The sequence below is a fragment of the Amycolatopsis sp. MEPSY49 genome, assembly GCF_051337345.1.
Classification (GTDB): Bacteria; Actinomycetota; Actinomycetes; order Mycobacteriales; family Pseudonocardiaceae; genus Amycolatopsis.
Genome location: NZ_JBDLYJ010000007.1, coordinates 102,947 through 128,735, shown reverse-complemented (window position 1 = coordinate 128,735; position 25,789 = coordinate 102,947). Strand labels below are relative to the sequence as shown.

The following is a 25,789-nucleotide window of genomic DNA, read 5'->3' as shown; positions in this document are numbered from 1 at the left end:
AACGCTAACCACGCCCAGTGACTCCCGCAACGCGAGCGGCTCAGGTGAGGGAGGCGAGGAAGTCCTGGTAAGCGGCGGTCCCGCCGAGGATCGACGCCCGGGGCCGCGTCGACGCGTACTCGGCGACTCGCTCGTATGCCGTGGCCAGGTCTTCCTCGGTGAGCGGTCGCGCCGTCTCGACTTCCGATTCCCCGCGCCCGGCGAAGCGCCGGCACGTCTCCTCGATGCCCGGCAGCAGCACGACCTCGTGGAAGCTCGCGCCGGTCTCGCCGGCCAGCGCCTCCAGCCGCTCGGCGAAACCCGGGCGGGCCAGGAGCTGCGGCACGACGACGTCATGCCCCGCCGACAGGTGGGTACGCGCTGCCGCCAACGCTATCTCTCGCGCCAGCAACCCCGCCTGGCCCGGCTCCGTTCGCCAGCCGCCGATCATCGCCCGGACCCGGTCGACGTCCAAAGCCAGCGCCGGCGGGTGGTCGTCGGCGTAGCGGCGGGCCAGCGTCGACTTGCCGCTGCCCGGCGGGCCGTTCAGCAGGATCAGCTTCACCGCACCGGCGGCAGGAACCCGATCCGCTGGTACGTCTTGGCCAGCGTCTTCGACGCCACCTCGCGCGCCCGCTCCGCGCCCGCGGCGAGGATCTTGTCCAGCTCGGCGACGTCGTCCAAATAGGACTTCGCCCGCTCCTGGATCGGCGTGACCCATTCGACGAACACCTCGCCGAGGTCCTTCTTCAGATCGCCGTAGCCCTTGCCCTCGTACGCCGCTTCGAGGTCCGGGATCGTGCGTTCGGTCAGAGCCGAGTAGATGGTCAGCAGGTTCGAGACGCCGGCCTTGTTCTCCGCGTCGAACTTGACCTCGCGGCCGGTGTCGGTGACCGCCGAACGGATCTTCTTCGCCGAACGCTTCGGGTCTTCGAGCAGCTCGACGATGCCGTTGGCGCTGGAGGCCGACTTGCTCATCTTGGCCGTCGGTTCCTGCAGGTCGTAGATCTTGGCCGTGTCCTTGATGATGTACGGCTCGGGCACGACGAACGTCTTGCCGAGCCGGTTGTTGAAGCGCTGCGCGAGGTCGCGCGTGAGCTCCAGGTGCTGGCGCTGGTCCTCGCCGACCGGGACGGCGTCCGCGCGGTAGAGCAGGATGTCGGCGGCCTGCAGAATCGGGTAGGTGAAGAGGCCGACGCTGGAGCGGTCGGAGCCCTGCTTGGCCGACTTGTCCTTGAACTGCGTCATCCGGCCGGCCTCGCCGAAGCCGGTCTGGCATTCGAGGACCCAGCTCAGCTGGGCGTGCTCCGGGACGTGGCTCTGCACGAACAGGGCGCTGCGCTCGGGGTCGATGCCGATGGCGAGCAGCTGCGCGGCCGAGACGCGGGTGCGCTGCCGGAGCACCTTCGGGTCCTGCTCGACGGTGATGGCGTGCAGGTCGACGACGCAGTAGAACGGCTCGTGCGTGTCCTGCAGCCGCACCCACTGGCGCAGCGCACCGAGGTAGTTGCCGAGGTGGAACGAGTCGGCGGTGGGCTGGATCCCGGAAAGGACCCGCGGACGACGTTCAGCGGCGACGGTCTGCTCTTCGGACACGGGAGGATTCTTCCAGGCCGGGCCCCGTGGTGGGCGCGGAGGGGGTTGGAGCTGGGGATTCTTCCAGGCCGCGGGCTAGCGAGGTGGGCGCCGGGACGCGGGCTTCCCAGGCGACGGGACGGCTCAGGCTTGCGGTGCTGAGGGCGGAACGGCGCCCCGGCGGGCGCGGGGCTCACGCGCGCAGGCAGCCTGGATCCTTCGGCTCCGGCCACACGGCAGGCTCAAGCTTGCGTGGCCGGGGCGGCCGCGGCTTCGGCCACAGCCGGGCCCGGGGCAGGCCGCCCAGGCAGCGGGGCAAGCCGGCGCGGTATCGGCCGCCGCCGGCGCCGCGCGGGCTCACGTGCCAGGGTGGCCGGGGAGCCTTCGGCTCCGGGCCACACTGGGGACACAGGTGTGAGGGGCTGGGGCGAACCGCCGCTGGATCGGCTATGGCCGGCGCGGACGATTCAGAGCGTGGGAGCGGGGCGAGCCGACGCGGGAAACCAGCCACCCGCGCTGCGTGGGCTCAGGCGTGCGGGTGCTGCGTCAAAAACGGGCGGGTCGGCGTGGCGTCGGGCTCACCGAGCACCGCTTCGGCCATCGCCGTCATCGGGCCCGGGGCCTCGGGGACCGCCGGAGCCGCCTCCGCCACCCGGGCCTTGCGGCGCTGGCGCAGCACACCGAGCGTCATCCCGACGATGCCGAGCGCCACCGCGACCAGGCCGACCGGGCCGAGGACGCCGAAGCTCTCCGCGTTCGTCTCGGCCTGCGCCGTCGTCACGTCGGCGAACGCGCTTGCGCCGCCGGCCAGCAGCAGGGCCGCCGGGACGAGCGCGACCACCGCCGCCGCGCGGAATCCGCGCAGTGTGGATCGCATCAGGGTTTGACCTGGGTTGCGCACCGGAGTGCCTCCCGCGAGTGACTCACCTAAATGCTCACCCATCCGAGTGAGACGCTGCGTGCTACTGGTCAAAAAACTACCGAGCGTGTCAAGACCTGTCGTCCCGATCAACTCGGGGGCCGAGACTAGCGCCCAACCGAGAACACGTTCCGGCCACCCCCACGGTTCACTCCAACCGCCCAAGCGGGTGTTGCGCAGAGCGGAACGCTCATACCCAAAGTAGAGCGTGACCGATCCGTGTCCGGCTGGTCATCACTCGTTCATCGCAAATTCGGCTCACGCTCTGCCATTCGTCGCAGCACGGACTGGTCCGATCGCGTCGTCTTATTCGGAAAACTTTTCACTCGATAGTGATTGGTCTATACCTCTTGGAGTAGCCCATTCGGCTCGGTCGGACCGCGCACGACCGGCGTGATCAAGAGGAGTCCCGAATGTCGATTGCCCGGTTCCTGAAGCGCGCCGGAGTGGCGGTGAGCGCGCTCGCCGCGGCGAGCGCCGCCGTCGTGCTGCCGGCCACCACCGCGTCCGCCGCCGCGGACGCCTCCTTCGTCGTCAGCGAAGCCCAGTTCGACCAGATCTTCCCCGGCCGCAACAGTTTCTACACCTACAGCGGCCTGACCGACGCGCTCTCCGCGTACCCCGGCTTCGCGAACACCGGCGACGACACCGTGAAGAAGCAGGAAGCCGCCGCGTTCCTCGCGAACGTCAACCACGAAACCGGCGGCCTCGTCTACATCGTCGAGCAGAACACCGCGAACTACCCGCACTACTGCGACGCGAGCCAGCCCTACGGCTGCCCGGCCGGCCAGGCCGCCTACTACGGCCGCGGCCCGATCCAGCTCAGCTGGAACTTCAACTACAAGGCCGCCGGCGACGCGCTCGGCATCGACCTGCTCGGCAACCCCTACCAGGTCGAGCAGAACGCCGCCGTGGCCTGGAAGACCGGCCTCTGGTACTGGAACACCCAGACCGGCCCGGGCACGATGACGCCGCACGACGCGATGGTCAACCAGCGCGGCTTCGGCGAGACGATCCGCAGCATCAACGGCTCGATCGAGTGCAACGGCGGCAACCCCGCCCAGGTGCAGAGCCGGATCGACAAGTACACGCAGATCACCGGGATCCTCGGCGTTCCCACCGGAGACAACCTGTCCTGCTGAGCCGGGCGCGGCGAGAAGGGCCTCCCCGGCCACTCGGGGAGGCCCTTTTTGGTGCTACGCCTGGGGATCGAGGTGGCCGAGCAGCTTGCGCAGGACGTCGTCGAGCAGCCCCAGTTCCTTTTTGGACAACCCCGACAGCAGCTCGGAGACGTTCGCGGTGTGCTCGGTCATCGCGGCGTCGACGGCGTCGAAACCACTGGCCGTCAGGCGGATGCGGAAGCTGCGGCGGTCGTTCGGGTCCAGCGTGCGCTCGACGAACCCGGCCTTCTCCAGCCGGTCGAGGCGGCTCGTCATGCCGGCGCGGGACATCATCAGCGTCGCGGACAGCTCCGACGGGATCAGCGTGTAGGGCCGCCCGGACCGGCGGAGCGCGGCCAGGACGTCGAACTCCCCGCGCTGCAGGCCGAACTTCCCGAACACCCGCTCCTGCGCCGGGCCGAGCACGAGCGCGAGCCGCCCCATCCGGCCGGCGACGCCGATGGCGGTCAGGTCGAGGTCGGGGCGTTCGCGGTGCCACGCCGACACGACGGCGTCGACGGCGTCTTCATCAGTCACCGCGTCACCCTATTCGACGCCAGCACTATTCGCCGCTTGATAGTTTGACAACGAACTATCAGGCGTGGAACCATCCTGGGCATGACGACATTGCTGGTACGCCACGACGAAGCCGAGCAGCTCGGCTCGACCCCCGACACGATGACCCTGCTCGCCGACGTCTCCCAGACCGGCGGGCACCTGAGCACGAACCGCGCCTCACTGGGCCGCGGGCGCGACGGCGCGACGCCCCACTTCCACACCTCGTCGGCCGAGATGTTCTTCATGCTGGACGGCGAGCTCGAGGTCCTGAACGGCGACGACGTCGTGACGGTCCGGACGGGTGACATGCTGTTCGTGCCACCGCACACGAATCACGCGTTCGGGGCGACTTCGCGTTCCGGCGCGGACGTGCTGATCGTGTTCACGCCCGGCGTCGAGCGCTTCGAGTACTTCCGGATGATCGACCGGATCCGGCGGGGCGAGGCGTCGCCGGCGGAGATCCTGGCGTCGCAGGACCGGTTCGACAACCACTTCGTGGACAGCGCGGCCTGGCGCGCGGCCCGCGCGGCCTAGATGTCGTAGGTGGCGGTGACCGGCGCGTGGTCGGACCAGCGCTGGTCGTAGGCGGCGGCGCGCTCGACGACCACGTCGACGACCTTCTCGGCGAGGCCCGGGGTGGCGAGCTGGCAGTCGATGCGCCAGCCGGAGTCGTTGTCGAAGGCCTGGCCGCGGTAGGACCACCAGGTGTAGGGGCCGGGGCCTTCGGGATCGAGGCGGCGCTGGACGTCGGTGTAGCCGGCCTCGGTGTAGACGCGGCCGAGCCAGGCGCGCTCTTCGGGCAGGAAGCCCGAGTTCTTGCGGTTGCCGCGCCAGTTCTTGAGGTCGACGGTGTCGTAGGCGATGTTCCAGTCTCCCACGACGACGACCTCGCGCCCGGCCGCGGCGGCCTTGGCCCGCAGCTCGACGAGGTAGGGCAGGAACGCGGCCATGAAGCGTTCCTTCTCGTCCTGGCGCTCGGTGCCGACGTCGCCGCTGGGGAGGTAGAGGCTGGCGACGACGACCTTCGCGAAGTGGACTTCGAGGTAGCGGCCGCTGTCTTCGAACTCGGGTTCGCCGAAGCCGATCCGGACTTCTTCGGGCTCTTCGCGGCTGTAGATGGCGACGCCGTTGCGTCCCTTGACGGCCGAGGGGGCGTGCACCGAGAACCAGCCGTCGGGCTCGACGACGTTCGCGGGGAGCTGGCTCGCCTCGGCGCGCACCTCCTGGCAGGCGACGACGTCGGCCTTCGTGGTGGCGAGCCACTCGACGAAGCCCTTCTTGGCGGCGGCGCGGAGTCCGTTGACGTTCACGGTGGAGACGGTCAGCACGTCCCGCACGCTACCGGTTCGCTCTGCCAGACTGCCGGGCATGGGTGAGCTGACGGTGCTCGGGAGTTGCGGCGCGTTCCCCGAGGCCGGGCGGGCGTGTGCCGGGTTCCTGTTGTCGCACAACGGGTTCCGTGTGGTCCTCGACCTCGGGTACGGCGCCGCCTCACGCCTGTTCGGCCACGGGCTGCCGGACGCGGTGGTGGTGACGCACGAGCACCCGGACCACTGCGCGGACGTGAGCGCGCTCGGGCGGGCCTCGTACTACGGCGACGGTCCGCGGCTGCCGTTGTACTGCACGCCCGGCACGGTCGGCCGGCTCGCGGCGATGGAGCCGCGGCCGCACCCGACGGAGGTGTTCGAGGTGCGCGACCTCGAGTCGGCGACCTCGGTCGGGCCGTTCCGGCTGACGACGTTCGCGTTGCCGCACCACGTGCCGAACTTCGGCGTGCGATTGGCCGCGCCCGGGCTGACCGTGGCTTACACAGGTGACACGGGGCCCTCGCCGGTGCTGGCCGAGTTGGGGCGCGATGCCGACCTGCTCATCTGCGACGCCACCTACCGGACGCCGCCCCCGGGGGACGAACCGCGGTACTTGATGACGGCCGCGGAGGCGGGCGAGTGGGCGGCCGCGGCCGGAGCGCGCCGGTTGCTGCTGACGCACTTTTGGCCGGCCACCGATCGCTCGGCGGCGGCCGCGGAGGCACGCGCGGAGTTCGGCGGCGAGGTGCTGGTCGCGGAGGAAGGCCTCACGATCGAGCTGTGACGCCCGGCTCGGCCCGCGGGGTGCCGCCGGCGCGGCCCGGCCCGGCCCGAAGCCTCAACCGCCTTCGCCTCACAGGCCGCCGTCCAGCGGGTCCGAAGGGACCTTCACCTCGCACCCGGACCCCCGTCCAAGCGCGTTCCCCAGGCTCGACCCCTCCGGCCCCGCCGCACAGCCCCGAAGCCCCTGCCCGCGGAACTCCCCCTGGAGACCCCGCGGACGCACACCTCGAAACCCATGCCGCATTCAGTTGTCGCCCGGCCCCGGGCGTCGGCTCACCTCCGATCTTCGACCTACCGAAGTTCTAACACCCACCACCGACAAAAACCGGCCCTTGACCCCCGAAGCTACGACCATTAGCTTTAAAGCTATGCCAAGTAGCCACCATGTCTCCTAGAGCCGGCCTGACCACGGACGCCGTGGTCGACCTGGCCCTGACCGAAATCGACGCGTCCGGCCCCGAAGCCCTGACCCTCGCCAAGGTCGCCGAACGCGCCAACGTCGCCGCGCCCTCCCTCTACAAGCACGTCAAGAACCTCGCCGACCTGCGACGCCTGATCGACCTCCGGGTCGTGCGGGAAATGGCCGAGGCCCTGACGAAAGCCGCCACCGGGCGCGAAGGTGCCGACGCCGTGCGGGCCGTCGCCGATGCCTACCGGGGCTACCTGCGACACCATCCGCACCGCGCCCACGCACTCGTCACCGCCCCCGACGAAACCGACACCGAACTCAGCAAAGCCACCCACGCCGTCGCCGAAGTCGTCTTCGCCGTCCTGCGCCCCTACGGCTTCGATCACGCCCGAGCCGTGCACGCCACCCGCTCCCTCCGCGCCGCCGTGCACGGGTTCGCCGGGCTCGAAGCCTCCGGCGGCTTCGGGCGCCCCGAGGACGTCGACCAGAGCTTCGAAGTCCTCAAAACCATGCTCGTCCAAGGCCTGGCCACCTACTCGGAGCAGGAGCAGAAATGAGCTTCATCCTCGCCGTCCTCCTCTTCACCGTCGGGCTCGGCGTGCTCGACGCCCGCTTCCCCTGGACGGAGGCCCGCAGATGATCGCCGGGCACTTCGGGCTCGCCGCCGCCGTCAAGGCCGGCCGGCCCGCGATTCCCGTTTGGACGCTCATGCTCGCCACCGCCTGGCTCGACGTCGTCTTCGTGCCGCTCTACCTCAGCGGCATCGAAACCGTCGATGGCGAGGGGTATGGCGGCGGCGTCATCCACGCCGACTACACGCACTCCCTCGTCGGCGCACTCGTCCTCGCCGCGCTCTTCGGGGCGGTCGCCGCACACTGGCTCGGCCGCGAAGCTGTGACATCCCGGGCTTCGCCCGAGGCCGGGGGCTCCGCCACCCGGAACCCCCGAAAAGAAATCGGGCTGGTCCTGAGCGGGGTCGTCTTCTCGCACTGGCTGCTCGACCTCGTCGTGCACCGCGCCGACCTGCCGATCCTGCCCGGCAACGCCGGTGACCTGCCCACCTTCGGATTCGGGCTGTGGCGGCTGTCCGCCGTCTCGGCCGTCGTCGAACTGCTGATGCTGGCGGTCGGCATCGGCCTCTACTGGCGGGCCGCCGCGAAACGCGACCCGAAGCGCGCCCGGACGCTCGGCCTGTCGGCCGCGGCCTTCGGCGTCGTCACCCTCGCGGCGGACCTGCTCGGCGTGTGACGGATCAGCAGGCGGACCCGGCGACCGGCTCGGTGAACGCGGCGGCCACCCACTTGTCGTCGGCCACCTTCCGGAAGCCGTTCTGCACGCCCGGCAGCGCGTCGAACTGGGCGTCGCGCAGGTACTTGCCGACGATCTTCGCGTTGCCGTCGGCCGTCTCGCGGGCGTTGAGGACGTCCGCGGTCACGGTCACCTTGCACCCCGTGGCCGAGGCCCCGGCGGCCTGCTTGTCCGTGTTCATCACGTAGACGATGACGACCAGGACGATGGCGCCCAAGATGATCAGAGTCTTCTTCGACATGCCTTCCTCCAACCGCGAGCCCCGTCCCCCGCCAAGGGTAGGCAATCCTTTACCCACCCGGACAGCGCCGGACGCAGCAACCACCCGGAGGCGCCAGTCCGCATCACCCACCGGTGACGCACGGTGTACGAAAAAGGCCCTCTTCCCGGCGAACCGGGAAGAGGGCCCTTTCGAACAACCACTCAGCCCTGGGCGATCTTCTTCGCCAGGTTGTCGTCCAGCGTCGCGAGGAACTCCTCGGTCGTCTGGAACGGCTGGTCCTTGCTGATGAGCAGCGCCAGGTCCTTCGTCATCTGGCCGGCCTCGACCGTCTCGACGACGACCTGCTCCAGCTTGTTGGCGAAGCCGATCAGCTCCTGGTTGCCGTCCAGCTTGCCGCGGTGCTCGAGGCCGCGGGTCCAGGCGTAGATCGACGCGATCGGGTTCGTCGACGTCGGCTTGCCCTGCTGGTGCTGGCGGTAGTGCCGGGTGACCGTGCCGTGCGCGGCCTCGGCCTCGACGGTCTTGCCGTCCGGCGTGCGCAGCACCGACGTCATCAGGCCGAGCGAGCCGAAGCCCTGCGCGACCGTGTCGGACTGGACGTCACCGTCGTAGTTCTTGCACGCCCAGACGTAGCCGCCCTCCCACTTCATCGCCGCGGCGACCATGTCGTCGATCAGGCGGTGCTCGTAGGAGATGCCCTTGGCGTCGAAGTCGGCCTTGAACTCGTTCTGGTAGATCTCCTCGAACACGTCCTTGAACTGGCCGTCGTAGGCCTTGAGGATGGTGTTCTTGGTGGAGAGGTACACCGGCAGCTCGCGGTCGAGGCCGTACTGCAGCGACGCGCGCGCGAAATCCTCGATGGACTTCTTGAAGTTGTACATCCCCATGGCGACGCCGCCGCCCTCGGGGAACTGCGCGACCTGGAACTCCATCGGCTCGGAGCCGTCGTCGGGCGTGTAGGTGACGGTCAGCTTGCCCGGGCCCGGCACCTTGAAGTTGGTCGCGCGGTACTGGTCGCCGTGGGCGTGGCGGCCGATGATGATCGGCTTGGTCCACGTCGGCACCAGCCGCGGGATGTTCTGGATGACGATGGGCTCGCGGAAGATCACGCCGCCGAGGATGTTGCGGATGGTCCCGTTCGGGGACAGCCACATCTTCTTGAGGCCGAACTCCTCGACGCGCGCCTCGTCCGGGGTGATCGTGGCGCACTTGACGCCGACGCCGTGCTTCTTGATGGCGTTGGCGGAGTCGATGGTGACCTGGTCGTCGGTGCGGTCCCGCTCCTCGATGCCCAGGTCGTAGTAGTCCAGGTTCACGTCCAGGTACGGGTGGATCAGCTTGTCCTTGATGAACTGCCAGATGATGCGGGTCATCTCATCGCCGTCGAGTTCGACGACGGTGCCCTGGACCTTGATCTTGGCCATGAGCAGCGGTGCTCCTTCCGCGGATCTTCGCGTTCTTCTTTAAGTCTCGCCGGTAGCGGTACAAGCGTACTGCTTGACCGAGCTGGATGGTTCCAGTAGTGGCCGGTATCAAGTCTCCACCCGCCCGTTGTGGTGCGGCTCACTGGGCGGTACCGCCGTTCGCCCGATTCGACCGCTCGCCGAGCGACCGTCGCGCTACGGGGTGAACCAAGGCACGATGCCACCCGTGAACTCATCATGCGGGAGGTGACGGCCATGTCGACCCATCGGTACGCCGAGTACGAAGACGACTACGAGGACTACGACGACACGACGGAAGCGCTCGACGAACGGCCGCGCCGCGGCGTCGCCCACCTGGTCAGCGCGCTGGGCGGGCTGCTGCTCACCCCGGTCGCGCTGGGGCTGCTGAGCTGGGGCGGGCTGCGCCAGCAGCAGCTGATCCAGGCGACGCTGAGCACCAACCGCGACCCGCTGGGCATCGCGCTGCTGGCCGGCGGGGCGATCCTGCTGCTGGTCGTCGCCGCGCTCGGGGCGCTGTCGGCGGCGGGCCCGATCCTCGGCGGCCTGATCTACGGCGTGCTGCCCGGGGTGGCCGCGATGGCCGTGCCGGAGTGGGGCTTCAAGCTGGTCAACCTGATGCCGAAGAGCGACATCGCGTACGGCGTCATGGACTTCCTCTTCATCGGCGGCCTGCTCGGCGTGGGCTTCCTGCTGGTCGGCAGCGGGCTGGCCAACGCGCTGGTCCGGCGGCGCCGCGAGGCCTGAACCGGGCCGGTGGGATCATCGGGCGATGGGTTTGTTCACCGTCGCGGAGGCACGCGACGAACTGGCGCGGCTGCGGCCGGTCCTCGACGAACTGGTGCGCGTCCGCGCCGACGCGGCCGAGCTCGCGGCGTCGCTGCGCCCCGGCGGCCGGGCCACCGAGCTGGGCGGGTTGCCGGAGTGGAAGGCCGCGCAGGCGCGGCTCGACGACCTGATGACGACGGTCCAGCACACCGGCGCCGAGCTCAAGGGGTTCGCGCCACTGCTGGTCGACTTCCCGGCCGAGCTCGACGGCACCGGCGTGCTGCTGTGCTGGCTCGAAGGCGACCACGAGCTGGGCTGGTACCACCGCGCCGACCTGGGCTTCGCCGGCCGCCGGCCGCTGAAAACCGCTGGGCGGCCCGGCTAGGTTGGGTCTGTGGACCACGACTCGAGGGCAGCCCTCTTCGACAGCACGGCCGAGCACTACGACGAAGACGAATTTCACGCTTTGGTGGCCGACGCGCTGGTTTCGCCACTGCCGTCCGGGCCGGGGCTCGTTCTCGACGTCGCCACCGGGACGGGCTTCGCGGCGTACGCGGCTTTGCGGCTGAAGCCTGCGCGCGTGCTGGCTGTCGACTTGTCGCCCGCGATGGTCGAGCGGGCCACGGCGAAGGCGGCTTCGCAGGACCCGTCGGGGGTCATCGAGTGGCGGGTCGGGCCGGCGGTGCCGATGCCTGCACCGGACGGGTCGGCCGACGTCGTGCTGTGCGCGTCTTCGCTGCACTTCCTGGGCGCGGTCGCGTTCGCGGATTGGCTGCGCGTGCTCCGGCCGGGTGGGCGGCTGGCGTTTTCGGTCGTGTCGGGCTCGCGGTTCAAGCCGTCCGGCCCGTTCGCGGAGTTCGTGCCGGCGGACCTGTCGTTCCCGCTGGACGAGGCCGGAGCGGGGGCGCTGGCCTCGGCGGCGGGGTTCGTGGACGTGTCGGCCCGGACGTTCACCGTCGACGGCGGCGACCGGGTCCGGAGCGTCTTCCTGGTGCACGCCACGGCGCCGTGACTCAGACGTGGAAGTGGACCTCGCCGCGGGTGGCGGGGCCGTCCGGGCTGCCGCAGTGCTGGACGAACGTCAGGTCGACGTCGGTCGCCCAGCCGTCCGCGTTCAGGTCGAGCCGGTCGATCGTGAAGTCGGCGTACGCCTCACTGCAGACGTTGCCCATGGTGTAGACGAAGATCCCCGGCGTGGTCTGCGCCTCATCGCTCTGCCCGCGGAACCGCGCGCCGGTGTACGTGCCGGTGTGCAGGGTCTCCCCCGCCGGTGCGCTCAGCTCGACGGTCAGGTACTTCAGCCCCGACGAGACGTCGATCCAGAGTCTGCCGCTGGTGGACTCGAAGACGGCGATCTCGTCGCCTGGAGCCGCGTAGTGGGCACTGCCCTGCAGCGGCCAGGCGCCGTCCTCCGAGGTGTAGCTCACCGTCTGCACCGGGTCCGCCGACGCGACCGGCACGAGCGCCACGCCCAGCCCGGCCGCCGCCGTCAGGACCACGCACGCACGACGAAGTGAATTCACGGAACCTCCCCAGTCCGAGCCGCTCTCCGCGGCACTGCCGATCATGCTGCCGGCGCCGGCGCGGGCCGGACAGGGGGTTTCTGCTCAGCGGTGCAGCGACGCGCCCTTGAGGATCTTGTCCACCGCGTTCTTCGGACCGTGCACCGCCAGCCCGGCCAGCGCCAGCTTCTCCCCCGGCACCGCGCGGACCGCCGCCCGGTTGTCGTCGTCGTTGCCCGTGTGGAACAGCTCGTCGGTGAAGATCGAGAACCGCAGACCGCGGCCCAGTGCCCGCGCGTGCGCCGCCGTCAGGACGTCGCCGGTACCGCTGAACACCATCACCGGCTGGCCGAACATCGGCAGGTACTCGGTGCCGTCGGCGTCCGCGTAGGGCGCGCCCATCAGCTCCGGCGTCACGTGGGCGATTCCGCTCACCAGGAACGCGGTGACGTTGAGCCGCTGCCAGGACGCCAGGTCGTCGCGGAGCAGAACGGCGATCTTCGTGTCGAAGGAACTCATGCCGGACAGACTCACCCGCCCGCCACCCGCGCGTCTTGTACGTTCTTGACATGGCGCACGTCGAAGCTTGGCGGCCGGCGGTCCCGGGGATCGCCGAGGTCTTCCACGCGCGCTTCACCACCCACGCCTACCCGCTCCACACGCACGACACGTGGACGCTGCTGATCGTCGACGACGGCGTCATCCGCTACGACCTCGACCGCCACCACCACGGCGCGCTCGGCCCGGCCGTGACGCTGCTGCCGCCGAACGTCGCGCACGACGGGCGGGCAGCCACGAGCCACGGCTTCCGCAAGCGTGTGCTCTACCTGGACACGTCGGTGCTGGGCGAGGACCTGATCGGCGCGGCGGTCGACCAGCCGAGCGTCGCCGACGGCGTGCTGCGCACCCGGATCCACCAGCTGCACGAGTCGCTCGCCCACCCGGGTGACGCGCTGGAGGCGGAGAGCCGGCTCGCGCTGGTCGCCGACCGGCTGCGCACCCACCTGGGCCGGCCGGCCCGCCACGAGCCGAAGCGCGGCCTGGCCGACGACCTGCGGGACCTCCTCGACGCCCGCCTGCCCGACGCCCTGACCCTCGCCGAAGCGGCGTCGACGCTGGGGGCGCATCCGGCGTACCTCGTGCGCAGTTTCGGCGCGCGGTTCGGGTTGCCGCCGCACCGCTACCTGACCGGCCGCCGCGTCGACCGCGCGCGCCGGCTGCTGCTGGCCGGCGCCCCGGCGGCGGAGGTCGCGGCGGTCACCGGGTTCACCGACCAGGCCCACCTGACGCGGCACTTCAAGCGGTACCTCGGGACGACGCCGTCGCGGTACTCGAAGGCTCGTTGACCTGCCGGCCGGTTGTGTCAAGATGACCGCATGCTGCGCGAACTGCACCTGACCGGCGACCCGGCCGCCGACAAGCTGCTCAACGACGATCCGTTCGCCCTGCTCGTCGGCATGCTTCTCGACCAGCAGTTCCCGATGGAGCACGCCTTCGCCGGGCCGCGGAAGATCGCCGACCGGATGGACGGCTTCTCGCTCGCGAAGATCGCCGCGACCGACGTCGAGAAGTTCGTCGAGATGTGCGTGGTGCCGCCCGCCATCCATCGGTACGGCGGCTCGATGGCCCGCCGCGTCCACGCGCTCGCGCAGCACATCATCGAAAACTACGACGGCCGCACCGAAGGGCTCTGGCTCGACGGGCGCCCGAAGCCCGACGGCCCCGAGGTGCTCAAGCGCCTGCGGGCCCTACCGGGCTTCGGCGAGCAGAAGGCGAAGATCTTCCTGGCGCTGCTGGGCAAGCAGCGCGGCATCCAGCCGAAGGGCTGGCGCGAGGCGGCGGGCGCGTACGGCGATCGCGGGTCACGGCGGTCGATCGCCGACGTCACCAGCGCCGAGACGCTCGCCGAGGTGCGGGCATTCAAGAAGGCGGCGAAGGCCGCGGCCAAGGCGGGTTAGCGCACCCAGACGCGCAGCGGGCCCAGCGGCTCGGCGCCGTGGGCCAAGGCGACGCGCAGGACGTCGCCGTGTTCGTAGCCGACCACCGGGTGCCTGGGGAACGCCGCCGCCACCGCCGCGACCGCGCCCGGCCAGCCGGCGTCCGGGCCTTCGAAGTTCGACAGCCCGACGACGCCGTCGCCGCGATGGGCCACGACCGCGTTCTCGCCGTGGGACAGCAACGCCACCGACTCGCCCAGCGGCGAAGCGGCGCGCTGCCAGCCCGGCTCGGGGACGCCGGGGCCGCACGCCAGCCACGTCGCCTCGAACAGCAGCGAGAACCCCGGCAGCTCCAGCGTCGCGAAGCTGTCCTTCACCGAGCAGCCCGCCGAGCCGTCGACGAACGGGAGGACGTCGGCGGCCATGGCGTCCGGGGTGAGCGTCACGGCGTCCGGGTAGTACTCCGGCGTTCGCGTGCGGCTCGTCCAGGCCCGCCGGCCGAACCGGCCGCCGCAGACCAGGTCGCACCAGGCCGCGTTCTCCGCGACCGCTAGTTCCGCGCGAACCACAGCACGTCCGGCTCCCCGCGCGGGACTTCCACCGCCACCTCGCGCACCGATGCGAAGTGCTCCCGCAGCCGCGCGGCGAACGACGGGGCCGCGCCCGCGCTCCACACCGCCAGCACGCCACCCGGGTTCAGCAACGACGCCAGCCGCGTCAGGCCCGATGACGAGTACAGTTCCGCGTTGCCTTCCGTGACCGTCCACTCGGGACCGTTATCGATGTCGAGGCACAGCGCGTCGAAGCGGTCCGACGTCGAAGCCAGCCACGACACGAGGTCCGCCTCCACCACCGTCACGCGCGGGTCGGTGAGCGCGTCGCCGTGGACTGTCCGAAGTGGACCTGAGCGGTTCCACGCGATCACCGCCTGCTCGCGTTCGACGACCACGACCGAACGCGCGCCCGCGTCGAGCGCCGCGCGCAGCGAAAACCCGACGCCGAGGCCGCCGATCAGCACCGACGCTCCCGGTGTCAGCGCGCCGGTCACCAGGAGGCGCTCGGACTCGCCGTTGCGGGTGTCCATCAGGAACACGCCGTTCTCGATCACTTCGAACGCTTCGCCGTCGCGCCGCAGGACCAGCTCGCCGCCGCGGCCCGCGATCGTCTCCACCACTTCGACCACGGTCCGACCTTCTCACAGCAGGCCGGCAAGTTTGTACAGGACCAGGCTCCCCGCCACCGCGACGTTGAGGCTCGCGCCCGTGCCCACCATCGGGATTTCGACGACCGTGTCGAGAAGGTCGAGGACCTCCGGCGGGATGCCGGTCTGCTCGTGGCCGAGCACGGCGATCGTGCGGCCGCGGGCAGCCGGGAGGTCCCCCAGCCGCACGGCTTCCTCCGCCAGCTCGACTCCGACCACCCGCGTACCGGCCGCGCGTTCCCGCGCCAGCCAGCCCGGCGGGTCGTGCACCCAATGGACACACGCGGGACGCCGCAACGTGTTCCCGCGCCGCAACGCCTCGGGCACCCAGGGGAACCGCGGCACCGCGAGGCACGCCCCGACCGCGTCGCACGTGCGCAGCAACGTGCCGAGGTTCGCGCCGTGCAACGGCCAAAGGGGGGCGGCCACCAGGTGGCCCCAGCAGGGATGTTTCTTGCTCCGCCGGGACTTCCGCAGCTCACTCGGCGTGCGGACCCGGACCGCGGGGCTCACCGGCGCCGAGGCGCGGCGCCTCCGATTTCGTCGATCATGCGGGGATTCTACTGTGCCGCCGGTTACTAATCCGACCACAGTTACGGCCGAATGACTTCGTAGCCATGGTCACGTGCCGCTCGGGGGTCGGCCTACTTTTGGCCGGATTAGTAACCCGTTCGCCGGGTTCACCGGGCGATTCGCGCTCTTACCCTGGACACGGAGGTGAAGGCCATGCACGCAGGAGTGGGAGACGAAATCCAGGTACACGGCCGTACCGTCGGATCGGCCGAACAGCGCGGCGAGATCCTCGAAGTCCGCGGGCCCGACGGCGCCCCGCCCTACCTGGTGCGGTTCGCCGACGGGCACGAAGGACTCGTCTACCCCGGGCCCGACTGCGAAGTCCAGGCCCACGCCGACTAAGCGGCGACCGGCTCGCGGACCCGCCCCCACGCCGCCCCGACGAGCAGCAGCGCGAGCAGCGTCAGGGCGGCCGCGACCTCGGGCAGGACCAGCGGGCCGCCGGAGTCGAGCACCGCGCCCCCGACCACGCCGGACAGGCCGACGCCGAGGTAGATCGCCGACGCGTTGAGCGAGAGCACCAGACCGGCGTGGCCCGGGGCCAGCTCGATCAGCCGGTGCTGCACCGGCGGGCTGAACGACCACGTCGCCATGCCCCACACGAACAGCGCGACGCCGGCCGCGATCGGAGTCGCGGTCGCGATCGGCAGCAGCGCCATGACGACGGTGATCGAGGCCGTCACCACGAGCAGCGGCGCGCGCGAACCCCAGCGGTCGGCCGCCCGGCCGCCGGCGAAGTTGCCGACCGCGCCGCCGACGCCGTAGCAGAAGAGCAGGATCGTGACCGCCGTGCCGTGCAGACCCGCGGTCGCGGCCAGCAGCGGCGACACGAACGTGTAGACCATGAACGCGGCGACGCAGCCGAGGACCGTCACGGCCAGCATGACGAGCACGCGCGGGTCGCGGCCGGCGGCGAACCGTTCGGCCAGGGTGACCCGCGGCGGCGCGGCGACCGACGGCAGTGCCAGCCGCACGGCCAGCGCGCTCGCCAGCGAGAACGCCGCGACCAGCGCGAACGCCGTCCGGTAGCCGAGGTGCTGCGAGATCAGGCTGCCCAGCGGGACGCCGAAGATGAGCGCGACGGTCAGGCCGCCGAACACGAGCGCGATCGCGCGGCCCCGGCGTTCCGGGGCGGTCAGCTGCGCCGCGACGGCGCTCGCCGCGGGGGTGAACACCGCGGCGCCGATCGCGGTCACCACCCGGGCCACCAGGAGCGTGCCGTAGCCGGGCGCGAGCGCGGCGAACAAGTTGCCGGCGGCGGTGACGACGAGCGCGGCGACCAGCAGCGTCCGGCGCTCCCACGTGCCGGTGACGGCGGCGAAGATCGGGGAGCCGATCGCGTACGCGATGGCGAAGGCCGTGACGAGCTGCGCCGCGGCGGTCGCCGAGACGTGCAGCTCGCCGGTCAGCGCGGGCAGCAGCCCGGCGACGATGTAACCGCTGGTCCCGACGCCGAACGCGCCGAAGGCCAGCACCGAGATCCTCGAGGACGAGGGTGTGGACATGGGTGGGTCCCCCAAGCGGAGCGGGCGATTGGTTCGATGAACGTCGTAGTTCGACGACCACCGTACTACGTCACTCCGACAATTTCGATCGGCGTCGTACAATGGGCGCATGGCCAAGACCGCCGCGCTGCCGCCGATCGTCCACCCCGGGCTGGACGAGATCACCATCGAAGGCGTGCTCCGCGCCCTCGCCGACCCGGTGCGGCTGGACATCGTGCGCCAGCTCGCGGCCGCGGGCTGCGAACTTTCGTGCGGCACGCTGACCGTGCCGGTGACCAAGTCCACAATCACCCACCACCTGAGCATCCTGCGCCAGGCCGGGGTCGTGGCCGGCCGCCAGGAGGGGACGACCCGGTTCAACTCGTTGCGCCGCAACGACCTCGACGCACTGTTCCCCGGCCTGCTCGACAGCGTTCTGGCCGCTCAGCGCTGATCCCGCCGTTACGGTGTGGATCGTCACCCGATATCGGGATGACAACGACCCCGCTCGCTTGTTGGACTGTCCGTAGGCAGCACACGGCGCTGGGGCCGAGTAGCTGTCTTCTCTTTGAAGCTTCACTGAACCGATCCAGTGACCCCGACCACGAGATCGGCCAAGTAATCGATTTCTCAGAACTACCTTGGAAGGAGTGCCGTGCCCGTCGCGCTGCTCGCGCTCGCCATCGGAGCTTTCGGCATCGGGACCACCGAGTTCGTCATGATGGGCGTGCTGCCCCAGGCGGCCGCCGACTTCGGCGTCGACATCCCGACCGCCGGCTACCTCATCTCCGCCTACGCCCTCGGCGTCGTCGTCGGCGCCCCGCTGCTCACCGCGGTCGCCGTCCGGCTGCCGCGCAAGACCATGCTGCTGGCCATGATGGGCCTGTTCACGCTGGGCAACGCCCTGTTCGCGCTGTCGCCCAACCACGCGTTCGGCGTCGCGTTCCGGTTCCTCGCCGGCCTGCCGCACGGCGCGTTCTTCGGCGCCGGCGCGGTCGTCGCGTCCAGTCTGGTCGGCCCCGGCCAGCGCGCGAAGGCCGTGTCGATGATGTTCCTCGGCCTGACCCTGGCGAACGTCATCGGCGTGCCGCTCGGGACGCTGCTCGGCCAGCAGGTCGGCTGGCGCGCCACGTTCGGCGTGGTGGCCGTGATCGGCCTGGTCGCCGCGGCGGCCATCTGGAAGCTGGTGCCGCACCAGGGCCGGCCCGCCGACGCGTCGCTGCGGGGTGAGCTCGGCGCGTTCAAGCGGCCGCAGGTGCACCTCGCGCTGGCGATCGTCACGTTCGGCCTCGGCGGCGTGTTCGCCTGCCTGTCCTACATCACGCCGATGCTGACCGACGTCGCCGGCTACTCGCCGTCGAACGTCACGCTGCTGCTGTCCCTGGCCGGCGTCGGCATGACGATCGGCAACCTGCTCGGCGGCCGCCTGGCCGACCGCGCGCTGATGCCGGGTCTGTACGCGGCGCTGCTGTCGCTGGCCTGCGTGCTCGGGATCTTCACGATCACGGCGCAGGGCAAGGTCGGCGCGGCGATCACGATCTTCTTCGTCGGCGTCGCCGGGTTCATGATCGGCCCGATGATGCAGGCGCGGATCATGGAGAAGGCGGGCGGCACACCGTCCCTGGTGTCGGCCGCCGTCCAGTCCGCGTTCAACATCGCCAACTCGATCGGGGCGTACCTCGGCGGGCTGGTGATCGCCGGCGGGCTCGGCCTGGTCGCCCCGAACTGGGTCGGTGCCCTGCTCGCGGTGTTCGGGCTGTCGCTCGCGATCGTGTCGGGCACTTTGGACCGCCGCGAAGCGAAAGCCGAACGGCGTGAGCTGGCGATGGCGTCTTAAGCGGCCTCGGAAAGCGCCACTTTTATGATGAAAGTGGCGCTTTTCGGCGTTCCGGAGGCGAACCATCGCCGCCGCGCTCAATGGGCGCGTACCTCGGCGGGCTGGTGATCGCCGGCGGGCTCGGCCTGGTCGCCCCCAACGGGAAGCCCGCGCCATCCCAGCTCTCACATCTTGAGAGCCGCGTCCCAAAACACTCATCTTTCTCGACGAAAGATCCAACTTGGGGCGTCCTAAGAAGACGCGAACGGGCCGCCGATGATCGTCAGGGCCACGTACAGCACCGCTGCCGCCAGCCCGGTGTAGGTCACGATGTCCACGACCTTGCCGCGGATCGCGAGCAGCCCGGCCTTGGCGGTCGGCAGCACCGTCCGCAGCACCGCGGCGAGGAGGAGCGCGGCGCCGATCAGCGCCGCGCCCTCCCGCCAGTGGTACTGGACGATCCGCAGCGCCGCGACGGCCACCACCAGCAGCACCGCCGCGAACGGCAGCTGCGTGAACCGGGACTGCCTGCTCCGGCGGTCGTGGACGTCCCGCCGGTCCTCGGTCATCGTCATCGGCCCTGAAGACCCTGGACCGCGCGCTCGGCCGCCTCGACGACGTTGCTCACGAGCATCGCCCGGGTCATCGGGCCGACGCCGCCGGGGTTCGGGGAGAGCCAGCCCGCCACCTCGGCCACGTCCGGGTGAACATCGCCGGTGAGCTTGCCGTCCACGTGGGACACGCCGACGTCGAGGACCGCCGCGCCCGGGGCGACCATGTCCGGCGTGATGATCCCCGGCACGCCCGCCGCGGCGACCACGATGTCGGCCCGGCGGACCTCGGCCGCGAGGTCCCGGGTGCCGGTGTGGCAGAGGGTCACGGTCGAATTTTCACTCCGGCGGGTCAGCAGCAGCCCCAGCGTGCGGCCGACGGTGATGCCGCGGCCGACCACCGTCACGCGCGCGCCGTTCAGCTCGACGCCGTGGCGCTTGAGCAGCTCGATGATCCCGTACGGCGTGCACGGCAGCGCGCCCCGCTGGCCCAGCACGAGCCGGCCGAGGCTGACCGGGGCGAGGCCGTCGGCGTCCTTCTCCGGGTCGATGCGCTCGAGGACGCGGTTCGCGTCGAGGTGCTTCGGCAGCGGCAGCTGGACGATGTAGCCGTGGCACGCCGGGTCGGCGTTCAGCTCGTCGATGACGGCTTCGAGCTTCTCCTGGGTGATGTCGGCCGGCAGGTCGCGGCGGATCGAGTTGACCCCGATCTTGCCGCTGTCCGCGTGCTTCATCCGCACGTAGGAATGCGACCCCGGGTCGTCCCCGACCAGGACGGTGCCCAGGCCCGGCGTCACCCCCTTCGCGGCCAGCGCCGCGACGCGCGGCTCGAGCTCCGCGAAAATGGCATTCTTGGTGGCCTTGCCGTCGAGAATCTTCGCCGTCACGGGCCCCATTCTGGCAAAGCGACCCCCGCGCGTCGCTTCCAGGCGTGGGTGGTCGCTGCCCGTAGACTGGCCGCTACCCCACACGGTCCATTCGCGACGCTCGCCGCGATCAAGCTGTGATCTACCGCACTTCGCATCACGCGAGGTCAGACCGGGTGCCGCCGGGTCGCCGAGCGGCAAAACCCACATGCGGGGTGCACACGCGCGCGCGAACAGTCAAAATGTGCGGGTGGCACAACCGACGACGCAGCTGAACGCGACCGAGCAGGACACCCTGGTCAAGCAGATCGGACTTGCCCTGCTGCGTGCCGCTCCGCGCGACTGGCGCAAGGTCACCGCGGAGTACCGAGCCGTCGGGAGGTACCACGAGCTGACCGGCGAGATCGTCACCGAGGACGGCACGGTCCACGAGTGGCTCGCCACCCACGACATCGCGACCCTCTTCGGCAGGCTGCGCGGGGGCATGTACCGCGACGGCCGCGGAACGTGGTTCAACGCGCGCTACCAGCTGGACCACCCGTCCAGCTACAACCTCGAGTACAACCGCGACGAGCCGGTGTGGAACCTCGCGCCGCCGCCGCAGGCCTACTCCGACGAGCTGCGGATGTTCCCGCGGACCGAGGAGAACGTGCCCGAGTGGCTGATCCGGCGGATGTCCGGGCTCGGCCCGGAGCAGCCCGGCCCGCACTTCCGGATCGCCCGGATCTTCGACACGATCGGCCCGGCCGGCCGCCCGGTGATCAACCGCCCCGACCTCGAGGTCGAGGAGCAGGACCGGCTGCTGGAGTACCTGGACCACGCGCCGCTGGTCGTCACCGAACGCGGGTACGACATCGACCGGCTCGCCGCGACGCCCGAGGCCACCGTGCCGGTCGCCTTCCACAGCGACGGCCAGTGGATCTGGCCCGCCGCCGTCAACTTCTACCTGCGCAAGTACGGCGTTTCGCCGGAGCTGGACCTGGTCGAGCACGTCCGGGCGGTCGGTTTCACGCTGCCGCCGGTCGACGAGCCGACGCTGCAGGCCGCCGGCGCGTACCTGACGCGGGGCAACCAGCCGCTGCCGCAGCAGCAGCGCCCGGCCGGGCCGCCGCCCCAGGGTCCGCCGCCGCAGCAGCAGGCGCCGCAGGGCCCGCCGCCGACCATGGTCGCGCCAGCCGTGCCCGCCGTGCCGCCGCAGCACCAGGAGCCGCCCGCGCCGGCAGAGGCGGCCCACACCCCCGAGGCGCCGGCCGAGGAGCACGGCTACGCCGAAGGGACCGAGTTCGCCGAAGAGGCCTACGACGACCGGGAGTTCGACGACCGCTTCGCCGAGGAGGACTCCTACGGCGAGGAGGAGTACGAGCACCCGGAGCACGCCGCGGGCTCGAACGGCACGTCGCCGGAGCCGGGCCGGGTGCCCGACCTCGAGGAGACCGCGGAATACGTCCCCGACCAGCCGATCGGGCACGAGGACGAACCGCGTGACGGCGTCGCGTTCGAGGCTCCGCATGAAGCCGAGCCGTCGCACGCCGAGGACGCCCCCGCGTTCGACGCCGGTCAGCACCGGGACGACGAGCACCGCGAGGACGACGAGCAAGCCGCGTTCCCGCAGCACCGGGACGAGGAGCACGGCGGGTCGCACGGGGGCGAGGAGCCGCCCGGGTTCCAGCCGCGGCAGGACGAGCCGGCGCACGCGGCCTTCGAGCCCGGCCGGCCGCGGCAGGAGGAGCCCGCCCACGCGGGGTTCCAGCCACCGCGTCAGGAAGAGCCCGCCCACGCCGGGTTCCAGCCGCCGCGGCGTGAGGAGCAGCCGGCGTTCGACCCCGGCCCGCCGACCATGATCACCCAGCCCGAGGTGCCCGGCGTGCTGCCGGTGCCGGAGCCGCCGGCCCCGGCACCCCAGCCCGAACCCGAGCCGCCCGCGGCGCCGGCGCCCCGCTCCGGCCGCCGCGCGCTGCGCCGCGAGACCCCGGACCACCCCGTGCTCGCCGGCCTGCAGGCCAAGCTGGACGAGCTCGAGGTGCCCGAAAGCGGCTACAAGCTGGGCGAGCCCGCCGAGCACGGCTGGAGCGTCGAGGAGGTCGACGAGGGCTGGCGCGTCGGCTGGTACGACGGCAAGCTCAGCAACCCCGCGGTGTTCGGCGACGCCGAGGACGCGGCCGCGTTCATGCTCGGCAAGCTGCTGCTGAACCCGGAGGGCCACGTGCCCGAGCCGGAACCGGAGCCCGAACCGGAGCCCGAGCCCGAGCCGGAACCGGCGCCGCAGCGGGTCGTCGCGACGCTGTCGCCGGAGGTCGCGACCGGGTCGTACCCGGTCCGCAAGCCGGACCCGGTGCCCCCGCAGGAGCAGACGGCGTTCACGAGCACCGAGGAGCTCTTCGGCGACCTCGAGGACGACGAACCGCCGGCCCCGCCGCGCCAGCCCGCTCCGCCCGCACCGGTCCCGGCCGGGCCGCCGCCGTTGGCGCAGCAGCAGGCCGGTCCGCCGCCCGCGGCCCCCGCGCCGCCCCGGCGTGAGCCGCCGTCGGCGCCGACCATCCTGGCCGCTCCGGTGCCGCAGGGTGCCCCGCCGGTGCCGCCGCCCGCTCCGGCCGCCCCGCCGGCGCCCCCGCGTCGTGAGGAGCCGGCCCGCCCGGCCGTCAACGGCGGTGGTGGCGGTGGCCAGCAGCAGTGGCCGATCGGGCCGCTGGCCGGCGAGCCGCCGCTGACGCTGTTCCGCGGCAAGGAGCTGCGCGAGCTGCCCGCGGGCAGCGAGCTGGACCGCTTCGGCGGCCCGAACGGCAACCTGACGTACGCGGCGGGCACGCCGTTCGCCGAGCGGTCGCTGGTGCCCGAGTGGGTGAACCGGCCGTACCACGTCTACCGCGTGCAGCGGCCGCTGGAGACGCTGGCCGGCGTCGCGATCCCGTGGTTCAACCAGCCGGGCGGCGGGTCGGCGTACCTGCTGCCGGCGTCGATCGAGGAGCTGCTCGCCGAGGGCGACCTCATCGAGCTCGACCCGGGCGAACCCCCGATCGACTGAGTCCCGCTTCGAAGGCCCCGGCACTGCCGGGGCCTTCGTGGTTTCAGCGGACGACGAGCCCGTGCGCGGCGGCGAAGGCGATGGCGGTCTCGACGTCGACCTCGGCGCCCCGCAGGTCGGCCTGGACGAGGGCGTTCGCGTCGAGACGCGCACCGCGCAGGTCCGCGCCGTCGAACTTGGCGGCCTGCAGGCGCGCGCCGGTGAGGTCGCTGCCGCGCAGGTCGACGCCGGTCAGGTCCGCTTCGGTCAGGTTGGCTTCGCGCAGCCGCAGCCCGGACAGGCCCAGCCGGCGCAGCCGCGCCTTCGCCAGCGACGCCAGCGAGAGGTCGCACTCGGTCAAGGCGATGCCGCCGAACCCGCTGTCGGTGAACGACGAGCCGAGCAGCGAGCACGACGTCCAGCGGCTTTCGACGAGCACCGTCCGGTCGAAGGTGCACGAGCGGAAGGCGGAGGCGTCGTGCCGCGAGCGGGACAGGTCGGCCCGGCTGAACACGCAGTCGTCGAAGGTGCAGCCGCGGGTCCGCAGCCCGCTCAGGTCCGCCCCGGTGAAGTCGCAGCCGGTGAACCGCCGCTTTTCCCACCACTGCCCGGACAACACCGCTTCGCGGTAGTCCTCCCCCGTCTCCAGCACGGCTTCCAGGGTGCCACACCGCTCACGGTCGCATGCCTTGGACGTAGTTCATCGCCTCGACGTACTCCGGCAGCTGCGCGCGCCGGGCCAGCTCGGCTTCGTCGAGGTTCTCCAGGCGGGTCTGGATCCACCACAGGTTGCCGAAGGGGTCGCGCACGCGGCCGACGCGGTCGCCGAAGAACAACACCGTCTGGCGCGTCACCTCGGTCGCGCCCGCTTCGATCGCGCGACGCTGCGTTTCTTCGCTGTCCGGCACGTAAAGCCGCAGGAAAGCCGGGGTTGCGGCCCAGCCGGCGGGCGAGTCGAACGCCATCACGACCGCGTCGCCGATGCGCACTTCGGCGTGGCCGATCTTCCCGTCCTCGCCGACGACCCGGGCGATTTCCTCGGCGTCGAACGCCTGCTCCAGGAAGTCGATCAGGCCGGCCGTGTCGTGGCCGATGATCCACGGGGTGACCGTCGTGTAGCCGTCGGGAACCATGAATTTCCTCCTCGTTCGGTGTGGTCCCGACCGTAGAAGCGAATTAGGTCAGTTGTTGACCGCTGCATACTGGGTCCATGGGAGTTCCGCTGCGGCCGGTGGCGGCGCGGTCGGTGTACCGCGAAGTCGCGCCGCCTGCCGCGTTGGCCGACGTGGTGGCCTGCGGCTGGCACGGGCGCACCGGCTGGGCGCGGCCCCTGCGCGTCCTCCCCGACGGTTGCGCGGACCTCGTCTGGGACGGCGAAGCGCTCACGGTCGTCGTCACCGTCGGCGCTCCCCTGCGGCTGTGGGTCCCGGCCTCCGCGTCGCGGGTCGGCGTGCGGCTGCGCTGCGGCGCCGCGGCCGCCGTGCTCGGCACGGCCATGCCGGAGCTGTCCGCGGTGACCAGGCTGAGTGACCTCTGGGGTGCGGACGCCCGGCTCGCCGAAGAACAGCTCGCGTCGGCCGTTCCCGAAGCGCAGCGCGGAATTCTGGAAACGCTCGTCGCTCGCCGCGGCGCGACGCCGGACCGGCGGGTGCTGGGCGCCGTTCAGGCCCTCGGCACGGCCACGCGGACATCCGACCTCGCCGTGGGGATCAGCGAACGCGCGCTGCGGCGGCACTTCGTCCACGCCGTCGGCGCCGGACCGAAGCAGCTGCACCGCGTGCGGCGGTTCCAGCGGTTCCTGCGCCTGCTGGAACCCCTCGCGGCCGGGCGGACGACACTGGCCGGCGTCGCCGCCGGGCTCGGGTACGCCGACCAGTCCCACCTGGGGCGCGAATGCCGCCGCCTCTCCGGCTCCTCCCCCGCCGCGCTCGTGCGGGTGGCCGAAAAGTTCCAGACTTGCCCGGTGTCCGCGCGCCAGGATCGGGTGCATGTTCCGAGTCACCATCGCGGTGCGCGCTGACGACCTCGACGTCAACGGGCACGTCCGCGGCCCGGCCTACCTCGCCTACGCCGACCACGCGCGCTGGGTGTGCGTCCAGGAAGCCGGGATCGTCCTCGGCGAGCTGGCCGCGCGCCGGATCGGCCCGGTGAACCTGGAGACGACCGTGCGGTTCCACCGCGAACTCGTCCCCGGCAGCGAGGTCTCGGTCGGCTGCGAATTCCATTGGGGCACGGGCAAAACCTCGCGGGTGACGCAGGAGTTCCACGCGCCGGACGGCGCGCTCGTCGCCGACGTCACCAGCGTGTCCGGCCTGCTGGACCTGGACCGGCGGCGGCTGCTGCCCGACCCCGGCGCGTACTGGCGGGAGCTGGCCGCGCGCCCCGAACTGCTCGGCCTGGACCCGAAAACCGCGTGATCTTTCCCGG

General features: G+C 71.4%; 33 protein-coding genes. 16 read left to right on the top strand and 17 right to left on the bottom strand.

Going from position 1 to position 25,789, the window contains the following annotated elements; genetic code table 11:
* Window positions 1-40: 40 nt before the first annotated feature.
* The 3 genes from ABFJ78_RS29385 to ABFJ78_RS29375 all read right to left on the bottom strand — a co-directional run bounded on the left by ABFJ78_RS29385 (window position 41) and on the right by ABFJ78_RS29375 (window position 2,431).
* Window positions 41-544, bottom strand: coding sequence for an AAA family ATPase (locus ABFJ78_RS29385; protein ID WP_436389815.1), 504 nt, complete (start codon window positions 542-544; stop codon window positions 41-43).
* A complete protein-coding gene (gene trpS, locus ABFJ78_RS29380) occupies window positions 541-1,575 on the bottom strand; it encodes a tryptophan--tRNA ligase (RefSeq protein ID WP_436389814.1) in 1,035 nt (344 codons plus the stop codon). The genes ABFJ78_RS29385 and trpS overlap by 4 nt, the downstream gene beginning before the upstream one ends.
* A 505-nt stretch (window positions 1,576-2,080) precedes the next feature.
* A complete protein-coding gene (locus ABFJ78_RS29375) occupies window positions 2,081-2,431 on the bottom strand; it encodes a hypothetical protein (RefSeq protein ID WP_436389813.1) in 351 nt (116 codons plus the stop codon).
* A 455-nt stretch (window positions 2,432-2,886) separates the two neighbouring features.
* Between ABFJ78_RS29375 and ABFJ78_RS29370 the strand changes: the two genes are divergently transcribed.
* Window positions 2,887-3,615, top strand: coding sequence for a chitinase (locus tag ABFJ78_RS29370; RefSeq protein ID WP_436389812.1), 729 nt, complete (start codon window positions 2,887-2,889; stop codon window positions 3,613-3,615).
* Window positions 3,616-3,669: 54 nt separating this feature from the next.
* On the opposite strand, the gene ABFJ78_RS29365 is transcribed toward ABFJ78_RS29370, so the two are convergent.
* A complete protein-coding gene (locus ABFJ78_RS29365) occupies window positions 3,670-4,170 on the bottom strand; it encodes a MarR family winged helix-turn-helix transcriptional regulator (RefSeq protein WP_436389811.1) in 501 nt (166 codons plus the stop codon).
* Window positions 4,171-4,251: 81 nt separating this feature from the next.
* Between ABFJ78_RS29365 and ABFJ78_RS29360 the strand changes: the two genes are divergently transcribed.
* Window positions 4,252-4,725: a cupin domain-containing protein gene (locus tag ABFJ78_RS29360; protein WP_436389810.1), complete on the top strand. Its 474-nt coding sequence runs from the start codon at window positions 4,252-4,254 to the stop codon at window positions 4,723-4,725.
* Here the strand turns inward: ABFJ78_RS29360 and ABFJ78_RS29355 are convergent.
* Window positions 4,722-5,528 carry an exodeoxyribonuclease III gene (locus ABFJ78_RS29355; protein WP_436389809.1) on the bottom strand — a complete coding sequence of 269 codons (807 nt, stop codon included), beginning with the start codon at window positions 5,526-5,528 and terminating at the stop codon, window positions 4,722-4,724. The genes ABFJ78_RS29360 and ABFJ78_RS29355 overlap by 4 nt on opposite strands.
* Before the next feature lie 31 nt (window positions 5,529-5,559).
* On the opposite strand from ABFJ78_RS29355, the gene ABFJ78_RS29350 reads away from it, so the two are divergent.
* The 3 genes from ABFJ78_RS29350 (at window position 5,560) to ABFJ78_RS29340 (ending at window position 7,938) form a co-directional block, all read left to right on the top strand.
* Window positions 5,560-6,282: an MBL fold metallo-hydrolase gene (locus ABFJ78_RS29350; RefSeq protein WP_436389808.1), complete on the top strand. Its 723-nt coding sequence runs from the start codon at window positions 5,560-5,562 to the stop codon at window positions 6,280-6,282.
* 383 nt (window positions 6,283-6,665) lie between these two features.
* A complete protein-coding gene (locus tag ABFJ78_RS29345; RefSeq protein WP_436389807.1) occupies window positions 6,666-7,247 on the top strand; it encodes a TetR/AcrR family transcriptional regulator in 582 nt (193 codons plus the stop codon).
* Window positions 7,248-7,326: 79 nt separating this feature from the next.
* On the top strand, window positions 7,327-7,938 hold the full coding sequence (locus ABFJ78_RS29340; RefSeq protein ID WP_436389806.1) for a permease: 612 nt from the start codon (window positions 7,327-7,329) through the stop codon (window positions 7,936-7,938).
* A 4-nt stretch (window positions 7,939-7,942) separates the two neighbouring features.
* Here the strand turns inward: ABFJ78_RS29340 and ABFJ78_RS29335 are convergent, their stop codons facing one another.
* Both ABFJ78_RS29335 and ABFJ78_RS29330 read right to left on the bottom strand, forming a co-directional pair.
* A complete protein-coding gene (locus ABFJ78_RS29335; protein WP_436389805.1) occupies window positions 7,943-8,239 on the bottom strand; it encodes an SH3 domain-containing protein in 297 nt (98 codons plus the stop codon).
* A gap of 182 nt (window positions 8,240-8,421) precedes the next feature.
* Entirely contained in the window at window positions 8,422-9,645 is a 1,224-nt protein-coding gene (locus tag ABFJ78_RS29330) for an NADP-dependent isocitrate dehydrogenase (RefSeq protein ID WP_436389804.1), read from the bottom strand.
* A 255-nt stretch (window positions 9,646-9,900) separates the two neighbouring features.
* Between ABFJ78_RS29330 and ABFJ78_RS29325 the strand changes: the two genes are divergently transcribed.
* The 3 genes from ABFJ78_RS29325 to ABFJ78_RS29315 are packed head-to-tail and all read left to right on the top strand — an operon-like array spanning window position 9,901 to window position 11,443.
* Entirely contained in the window at window positions 9,901-10,410 is a 510-nt protein-coding gene (locus ABFJ78_RS29325; RefSeq protein ID WP_372672400.1) for a hypothetical protein, read from the top strand.
* 25 nt (window positions 10,411-10,435) lie between these two features.
* Entirely contained in the window at window positions 10,436-10,816 is a 381-nt protein-coding gene (locus ABFJ78_RS29320; RefSeq protein WP_436389803.1) for a DUF2203 domain-containing protein, read from the top strand.
* A gap of 9 nt (window positions 10,817-10,825) precedes the next feature.
* The gene (locus tag ABFJ78_RS29315; RefSeq protein ID WP_436389802.1) at window positions 10,826-11,443 is read left to right on the top strand and encodes a class I SAM-dependent methyltransferase; all 618 of its coding nucleotides are present in this window, start codon (window positions 10,826-10,828) and stop codon (window positions 11,441-11,443) included.
* Window position 11,444: 1 nt separating this feature from the next.
* Here the strand turns inward: ABFJ78_RS29315 and ABFJ78_RS29310 are convergent, their stop codons facing one another.
* Together ABFJ78_RS29310 and ABFJ78_RS29305 are read right to left on the bottom strand one after the other, a co-directional pair.
* Window positions 11,445-11,954: a hypothetical protein gene (locus ABFJ78_RS29310; protein WP_436389801.1), complete on the bottom strand. Its 510-nt coding sequence runs from the start codon at window positions 11,952-11,954 to the stop codon at window positions 11,445-11,447.
* An 84-nt stretch (window positions 11,955-12,038) separates the two neighbouring features.
* Window positions 12,039-12,452 carry a DUF2000 family protein gene (locus ABFJ78_RS29305; protein ID WP_436389800.1) on the bottom strand — a complete coding sequence of 138 codons (414 nt, stop codon included), beginning with the start codon at window positions 12,450-12,452 and terminating at the stop codon, window positions 12,039-12,041.
* 50 nt (window positions 12,453-12,502) lie between these two features.
* On the opposite strand from ABFJ78_RS29305, the gene ABFJ78_RS29300 reads away from it, so the two are divergent.
* Window positions 12,503-13,279 carry an AraC family transcriptional regulator gene (locus ABFJ78_RS29300; protein WP_436389799.1) on the top strand — a complete coding sequence of 259 codons (777 nt, stop codon included), beginning with the start codon at window positions 12,503-12,505 and terminating at the stop codon, window positions 13,277-13,279.
* A 30-nt stretch (window positions 13,280-13,309) separates the two neighbouring features.
* Complete coding sequence (locus tag ABFJ78_RS29295) at window positions 13,310-13,891, top strand: HhH-GPD-type base excision DNA repair protein (protein ID WP_372672394.1); 582 nt, start codon at window positions 13,310-13,312, stop codon at window positions 13,889-13,891.
* Here ABFJ78_RS29295 and ABFJ78_RS29290 read toward each other — a convergent pair.
* Genes ABFJ78_RS29290 through ABFJ78_RS29280 form a run of 3 tightly spaced genes read right to left on the bottom strand, consistent with a single transcriptional unit; the run spans window position 13,888 to window position 15,500 of the window.
* On the bottom strand, window positions 13,888-14,439 hold the full coding sequence (locus tag ABFJ78_RS29290; protein WP_436389798.1) for a hypothetical protein: 552 nt from the start codon (window positions 14,437-14,439) through the stop codon (window positions 13,888-13,890). The two genes, ABFJ78_RS29295 and ABFJ78_RS29290, sit on opposite strands and share 4 nt — an antisense overlap.
* Window positions 14,421-15,053 (bottom strand): spermidine synthase, encoded by a 633-nt coding sequence (locus ABFJ78_RS29285; protein WP_436389797.1) that lies wholly within the window; start codon window positions 15,051-15,053, stop codon window positions 14,421-14,423. Before ABFJ78_RS29285 ends, ABFJ78_RS29290 begins: the two co-directional genes overlap by 19 nt.
* A gap of 12 nt (window positions 15,054-15,065) precedes the next feature.
* A complete protein-coding gene (locus ABFJ78_RS29280) occupies window positions 15,066-15,500 on the bottom strand; it encodes a TrmH family RNA methyltransferase (RefSeq protein WP_436389796.1) in 435 nt (144 codons plus the stop codon).
* 297 nt (window positions 15,501-15,797) lie between these two features.
* Here ABFJ78_RS29280 and ABFJ78_RS29275 point away from each other — a divergent pair, with 297 nt between their 5' ends.
* Window positions 15,798-15,986 (top strand): DUF1918 domain-containing protein, encoded by a 189-nt coding sequence (locus ABFJ78_RS29275; protein ID WP_034285998.1) that lies wholly within the window; start codon window positions 15,798-15,800, stop codon window positions 15,984-15,986.
* Here the strand turns inward: ABFJ78_RS29275 and ABFJ78_RS29270 are convergent.
* A complete protein-coding gene (locus ABFJ78_RS29270; protein ID WP_436389795.1) occupies window positions 15,983-17,149 on the bottom strand; it encodes an MFS transporter in 1,167 nt (388 codons plus the stop codon). The two genes, ABFJ78_RS29275 and ABFJ78_RS29270, sit on opposite strands and share 4 nt — an antisense overlap.
* Window positions 17,150-17,258: 109 nt before the next feature.
* Between ABFJ78_RS29270 and ABFJ78_RS29265 the strand changes: the two genes are divergently transcribed.
* Together ABFJ78_RS29265 and ABFJ78_RS29260 are read left to right on the top strand one after the other, a co-directional pair.
* Window positions 17,259-17,582 carry an ArsR/SmtB family transcription factor gene (locus tag ABFJ78_RS29265; protein WP_436389794.1) on the top strand — a complete coding sequence of 108 codons (324 nt, stop codon included), beginning with the start codon at window positions 17,259-17,261 and terminating at the stop codon, window positions 17,580-17,582.
* A 201-nt stretch (window positions 17,583-17,783) separates the two neighbouring features.
* The gene (locus ABFJ78_RS29260) at window positions 17,784-18,965 is read left to right on the top strand and encodes an MFS transporter (RefSeq protein ID WP_436389793.1); all 1,182 of its coding nucleotides are present in this window, start codon (window positions 17,784-17,786) and stop codon (window positions 18,963-18,965) included.
* A 230-nt stretch (window positions 18,966-19,195) separates the two neighbouring features.
* Here the strand turns inward: ABFJ78_RS29260 and ABFJ78_RS29255 are convergent, their stop codons facing one another.
* Both ABFJ78_RS29255 and ABFJ78_RS29250 read right to left on the bottom strand, forming a co-directional pair.
* Window positions 19,196-19,519 carry a DUF3017 domain-containing protein gene (locus ABFJ78_RS29255; RefSeq protein WP_436389792.1) on the bottom strand — a complete coding sequence of 108 codons (324 nt, stop codon included), beginning with the start codon at window positions 19,517-19,519 and terminating at the stop codon, window positions 19,196-19,198.
* Window positions 19,516-20,382 (bottom strand): bifunctional methylenetetrahydrofolate dehydrogenase/methenyltetrahydrofolate cyclohydrolase, encoded by an 867-nt coding sequence (locus tag ABFJ78_RS29250; protein WP_436389791.1) that lies wholly within the window; start codon window positions 20,380-20,382, stop codon window positions 19,516-19,518. Before ABFJ78_RS29250 ends, ABFJ78_RS29255 begins: the two co-directional genes overlap by 4 nt.
* A 223-nt stretch (window positions 20,383-20,605) precedes the next feature.
* Here ABFJ78_RS29250 and ABFJ78_RS29245 point away from each other — a divergent pair, with 223 nt between their 5' ends.
* A complete protein-coding gene (locus ABFJ78_RS29245; RefSeq protein ID WP_436389790.1) occupies window positions 20,606-23,383 on the top strand; it encodes a glycohydrolase toxin TNT-related protein in 2,778 nt (925 codons plus the stop codon).
* A gap of 43 nt (window positions 23,384-23,426) precedes the next feature.
* Here ABFJ78_RS29245 and ABFJ78_RS29240 read toward each other — a convergent pair whose 3' ends face one another.
* Both ABFJ78_RS29240 and ABFJ78_RS29235 read right to left on the bottom strand, forming a co-directional pair.
* Entirely contained in the window at window positions 23,427-24,014 is a 588-nt protein-coding gene (locus tag ABFJ78_RS29240) for a pentapeptide repeat-containing protein (RefSeq protein ID WP_436389789.1), read from the bottom strand.
* 22 nt (window positions 24,015-24,036) lie between these two features.
* Complete coding sequence (locus ABFJ78_RS29235) at window positions 24,037-24,495, bottom strand: VOC family protein (protein WP_436389788.1); 459 nt, start codon at window positions 24,493-24,495, stop codon at window positions 24,037-24,039.
* A 77-nt stretch (window positions 24,496-24,572) separates the two neighbouring features.
* On the opposite strand from ABFJ78_RS29235, the gene ABFJ78_RS29230 reads away from it, so the two are divergent.
* Window positions 24,573-25,382: a helix-turn-helix domain-containing protein gene (locus ABFJ78_RS29230; protein WP_436389787.1), complete on the top strand. Its 810-nt coding sequence runs from the start codon at window positions 24,573-24,575 to the stop codon at window positions 25,380-25,382.
* The gene (locus ABFJ78_RS29225) at window positions 25,351-25,779 is read left to right on the top strand and encodes an acyl-CoA thioesterase (protein ID WP_436389786.1); all 429 of its coding nucleotides are present in this window, start codon (window positions 25,351-25,353) and stop codon (window positions 25,777-25,779) included. The genes ABFJ78_RS29230 and ABFJ78_RS29225 overlap by 32 nt, the downstream gene beginning before the upstream one ends.
* The last annotated feature ends 10 nt before the right edge of the window (window positions 25,780-25,789 follow it).

Coding starts and splice junctions, on each gene's coding strand:
- ABFJ78_RS29375 (WP_436389813.1), bottom strand. CDS start 2,431: ATGCGATCCACACTGCGCGGATTCCGCGCGGCGGCGGTGGTCGCGCTC.
- ABFJ78_RS29370 (WP_436389812.1), top strand. CDS start 2,887: ATGTCGATTGCCCGGTTCCTGAAGCGCGCCGGAGTGGCGGTGAGCGCG.
- ABFJ78_RS29360 (WP_436389810.1), top strand. CDS start 4,252: ATGACGACATTGCTGGTACGCCACGACGAAGCCGAGCAGCTCGGCTCG.
- ABFJ78_RS29350 (WP_436389808.1), top strand. CDS start 5,560: ATGGGTGAGCTGACGGTGCTCGGGAGTTGCGGCGCGTTCCCCGAGGCC.
- ABFJ78_RS29345 (WP_436389807.1), top strand. CDS start 6,666: ATGTCTCCTAGAGCCGGCCTGACCACGGACGCCGTGGTCGACCTGGCC.
- ABFJ78_RS29340 (WP_436389806.1), top strand. CDS start 7,327: ATGATCGCCGGGCACTTCGGGCTCGCCGCCGCCGTCAAGGCCGGCCGG.
- ABFJ78_RS29335 (WP_436389805.1), bottom strand. CDS start 8,239: ATGTCGAAGAAGACTCTGATCATCTTGGGCGCCATCGTCCTGGTCGTC.
- ABFJ78_RS29330 (WP_436389804.1), bottom strand. CDS start 9,645: ATGGCCAAGATCAAGGTCCAGGGCACCGTCGTCGAACTCGACGGCGAT.
- ABFJ78_RS29325 (WP_372672400.1), top strand. CDS start 9,901: ATGTCGACCCATCGGTACGCCGAGTACGAAGACGACTACGAGGACTAC.
- ABFJ78_RS29320 (WP_436389803.1), top strand. CDS start 10,436: ATGGGTTTGTTCACCGTCGCGGAGGCACGCGACGAACTGGCGCGGCTG.
- ABFJ78_RS29305 (WP_436389800.1), bottom strand. CDS start 12,452: ATGAGTTCCTTCGACACGAAGATCGCCGTTCTGCTCCGCGACGACCTG.
- ABFJ78_RS29300 (WP_436389799.1), top strand. CDS start 12,503: ATGGCGCACGTCGAAGCTTGGCGGCCGGCGGTCCCGGGGATCGCCGAG.
- ABFJ78_RS29295 (WP_372672394.1), top strand. CDS start 13,310: ATGCTGCGCGAACTGCACCTGACCGGCGACCCGGCCGCCGACAAGCTG.
- ABFJ78_RS29275 (WP_034285998.1), top strand. CDS start 15,798: ATGCACGCAGGAGTGGGAGACGAAATCCAGGTACACGGCCGTACCGTC.
- ABFJ78_RS29270 (WP_436389795.1), bottom strand. CDS start 17,149: ATGTCCACACCCTCGTCCTCGAGGATCTCGGTGCTGGCCTTCGGCGCG.
- ABFJ78_RS29265 (WP_436389794.1), top strand. CDS start 17,259: ATGGCCAAGACCGCCGCGCTGCCGCCGATCGTCCACCCCGGGCTGGAC.
- ABFJ78_RS29255 (WP_436389792.1), bottom strand. CDS start 19,519: ATGACGATGACCGAGGACCGGCGGGACGTCCACGACCGCCGGAGCAGG.
- ABFJ78_RS29235 (WP_436389788.1), bottom strand. CDS start 24,495: ATGGTTCCCGACGGCTACACGACGGTCACCCCGTGGATCATCGGCCAC.
- ABFJ78_RS29230 (WP_436389787.1), top strand. CDS start 24,573: ATGGGAGTTCCGCTGCGGCCGGTGGCGGCGCGGTCGGTGTACCGCGAA.
- ABFJ78_RS29225 (WP_436389786.1), top strand. CDS start 25,351: ATGTTCCGAGTCACCATCGCGGTGCGCGCTGACGACCTCGACGTCAAC.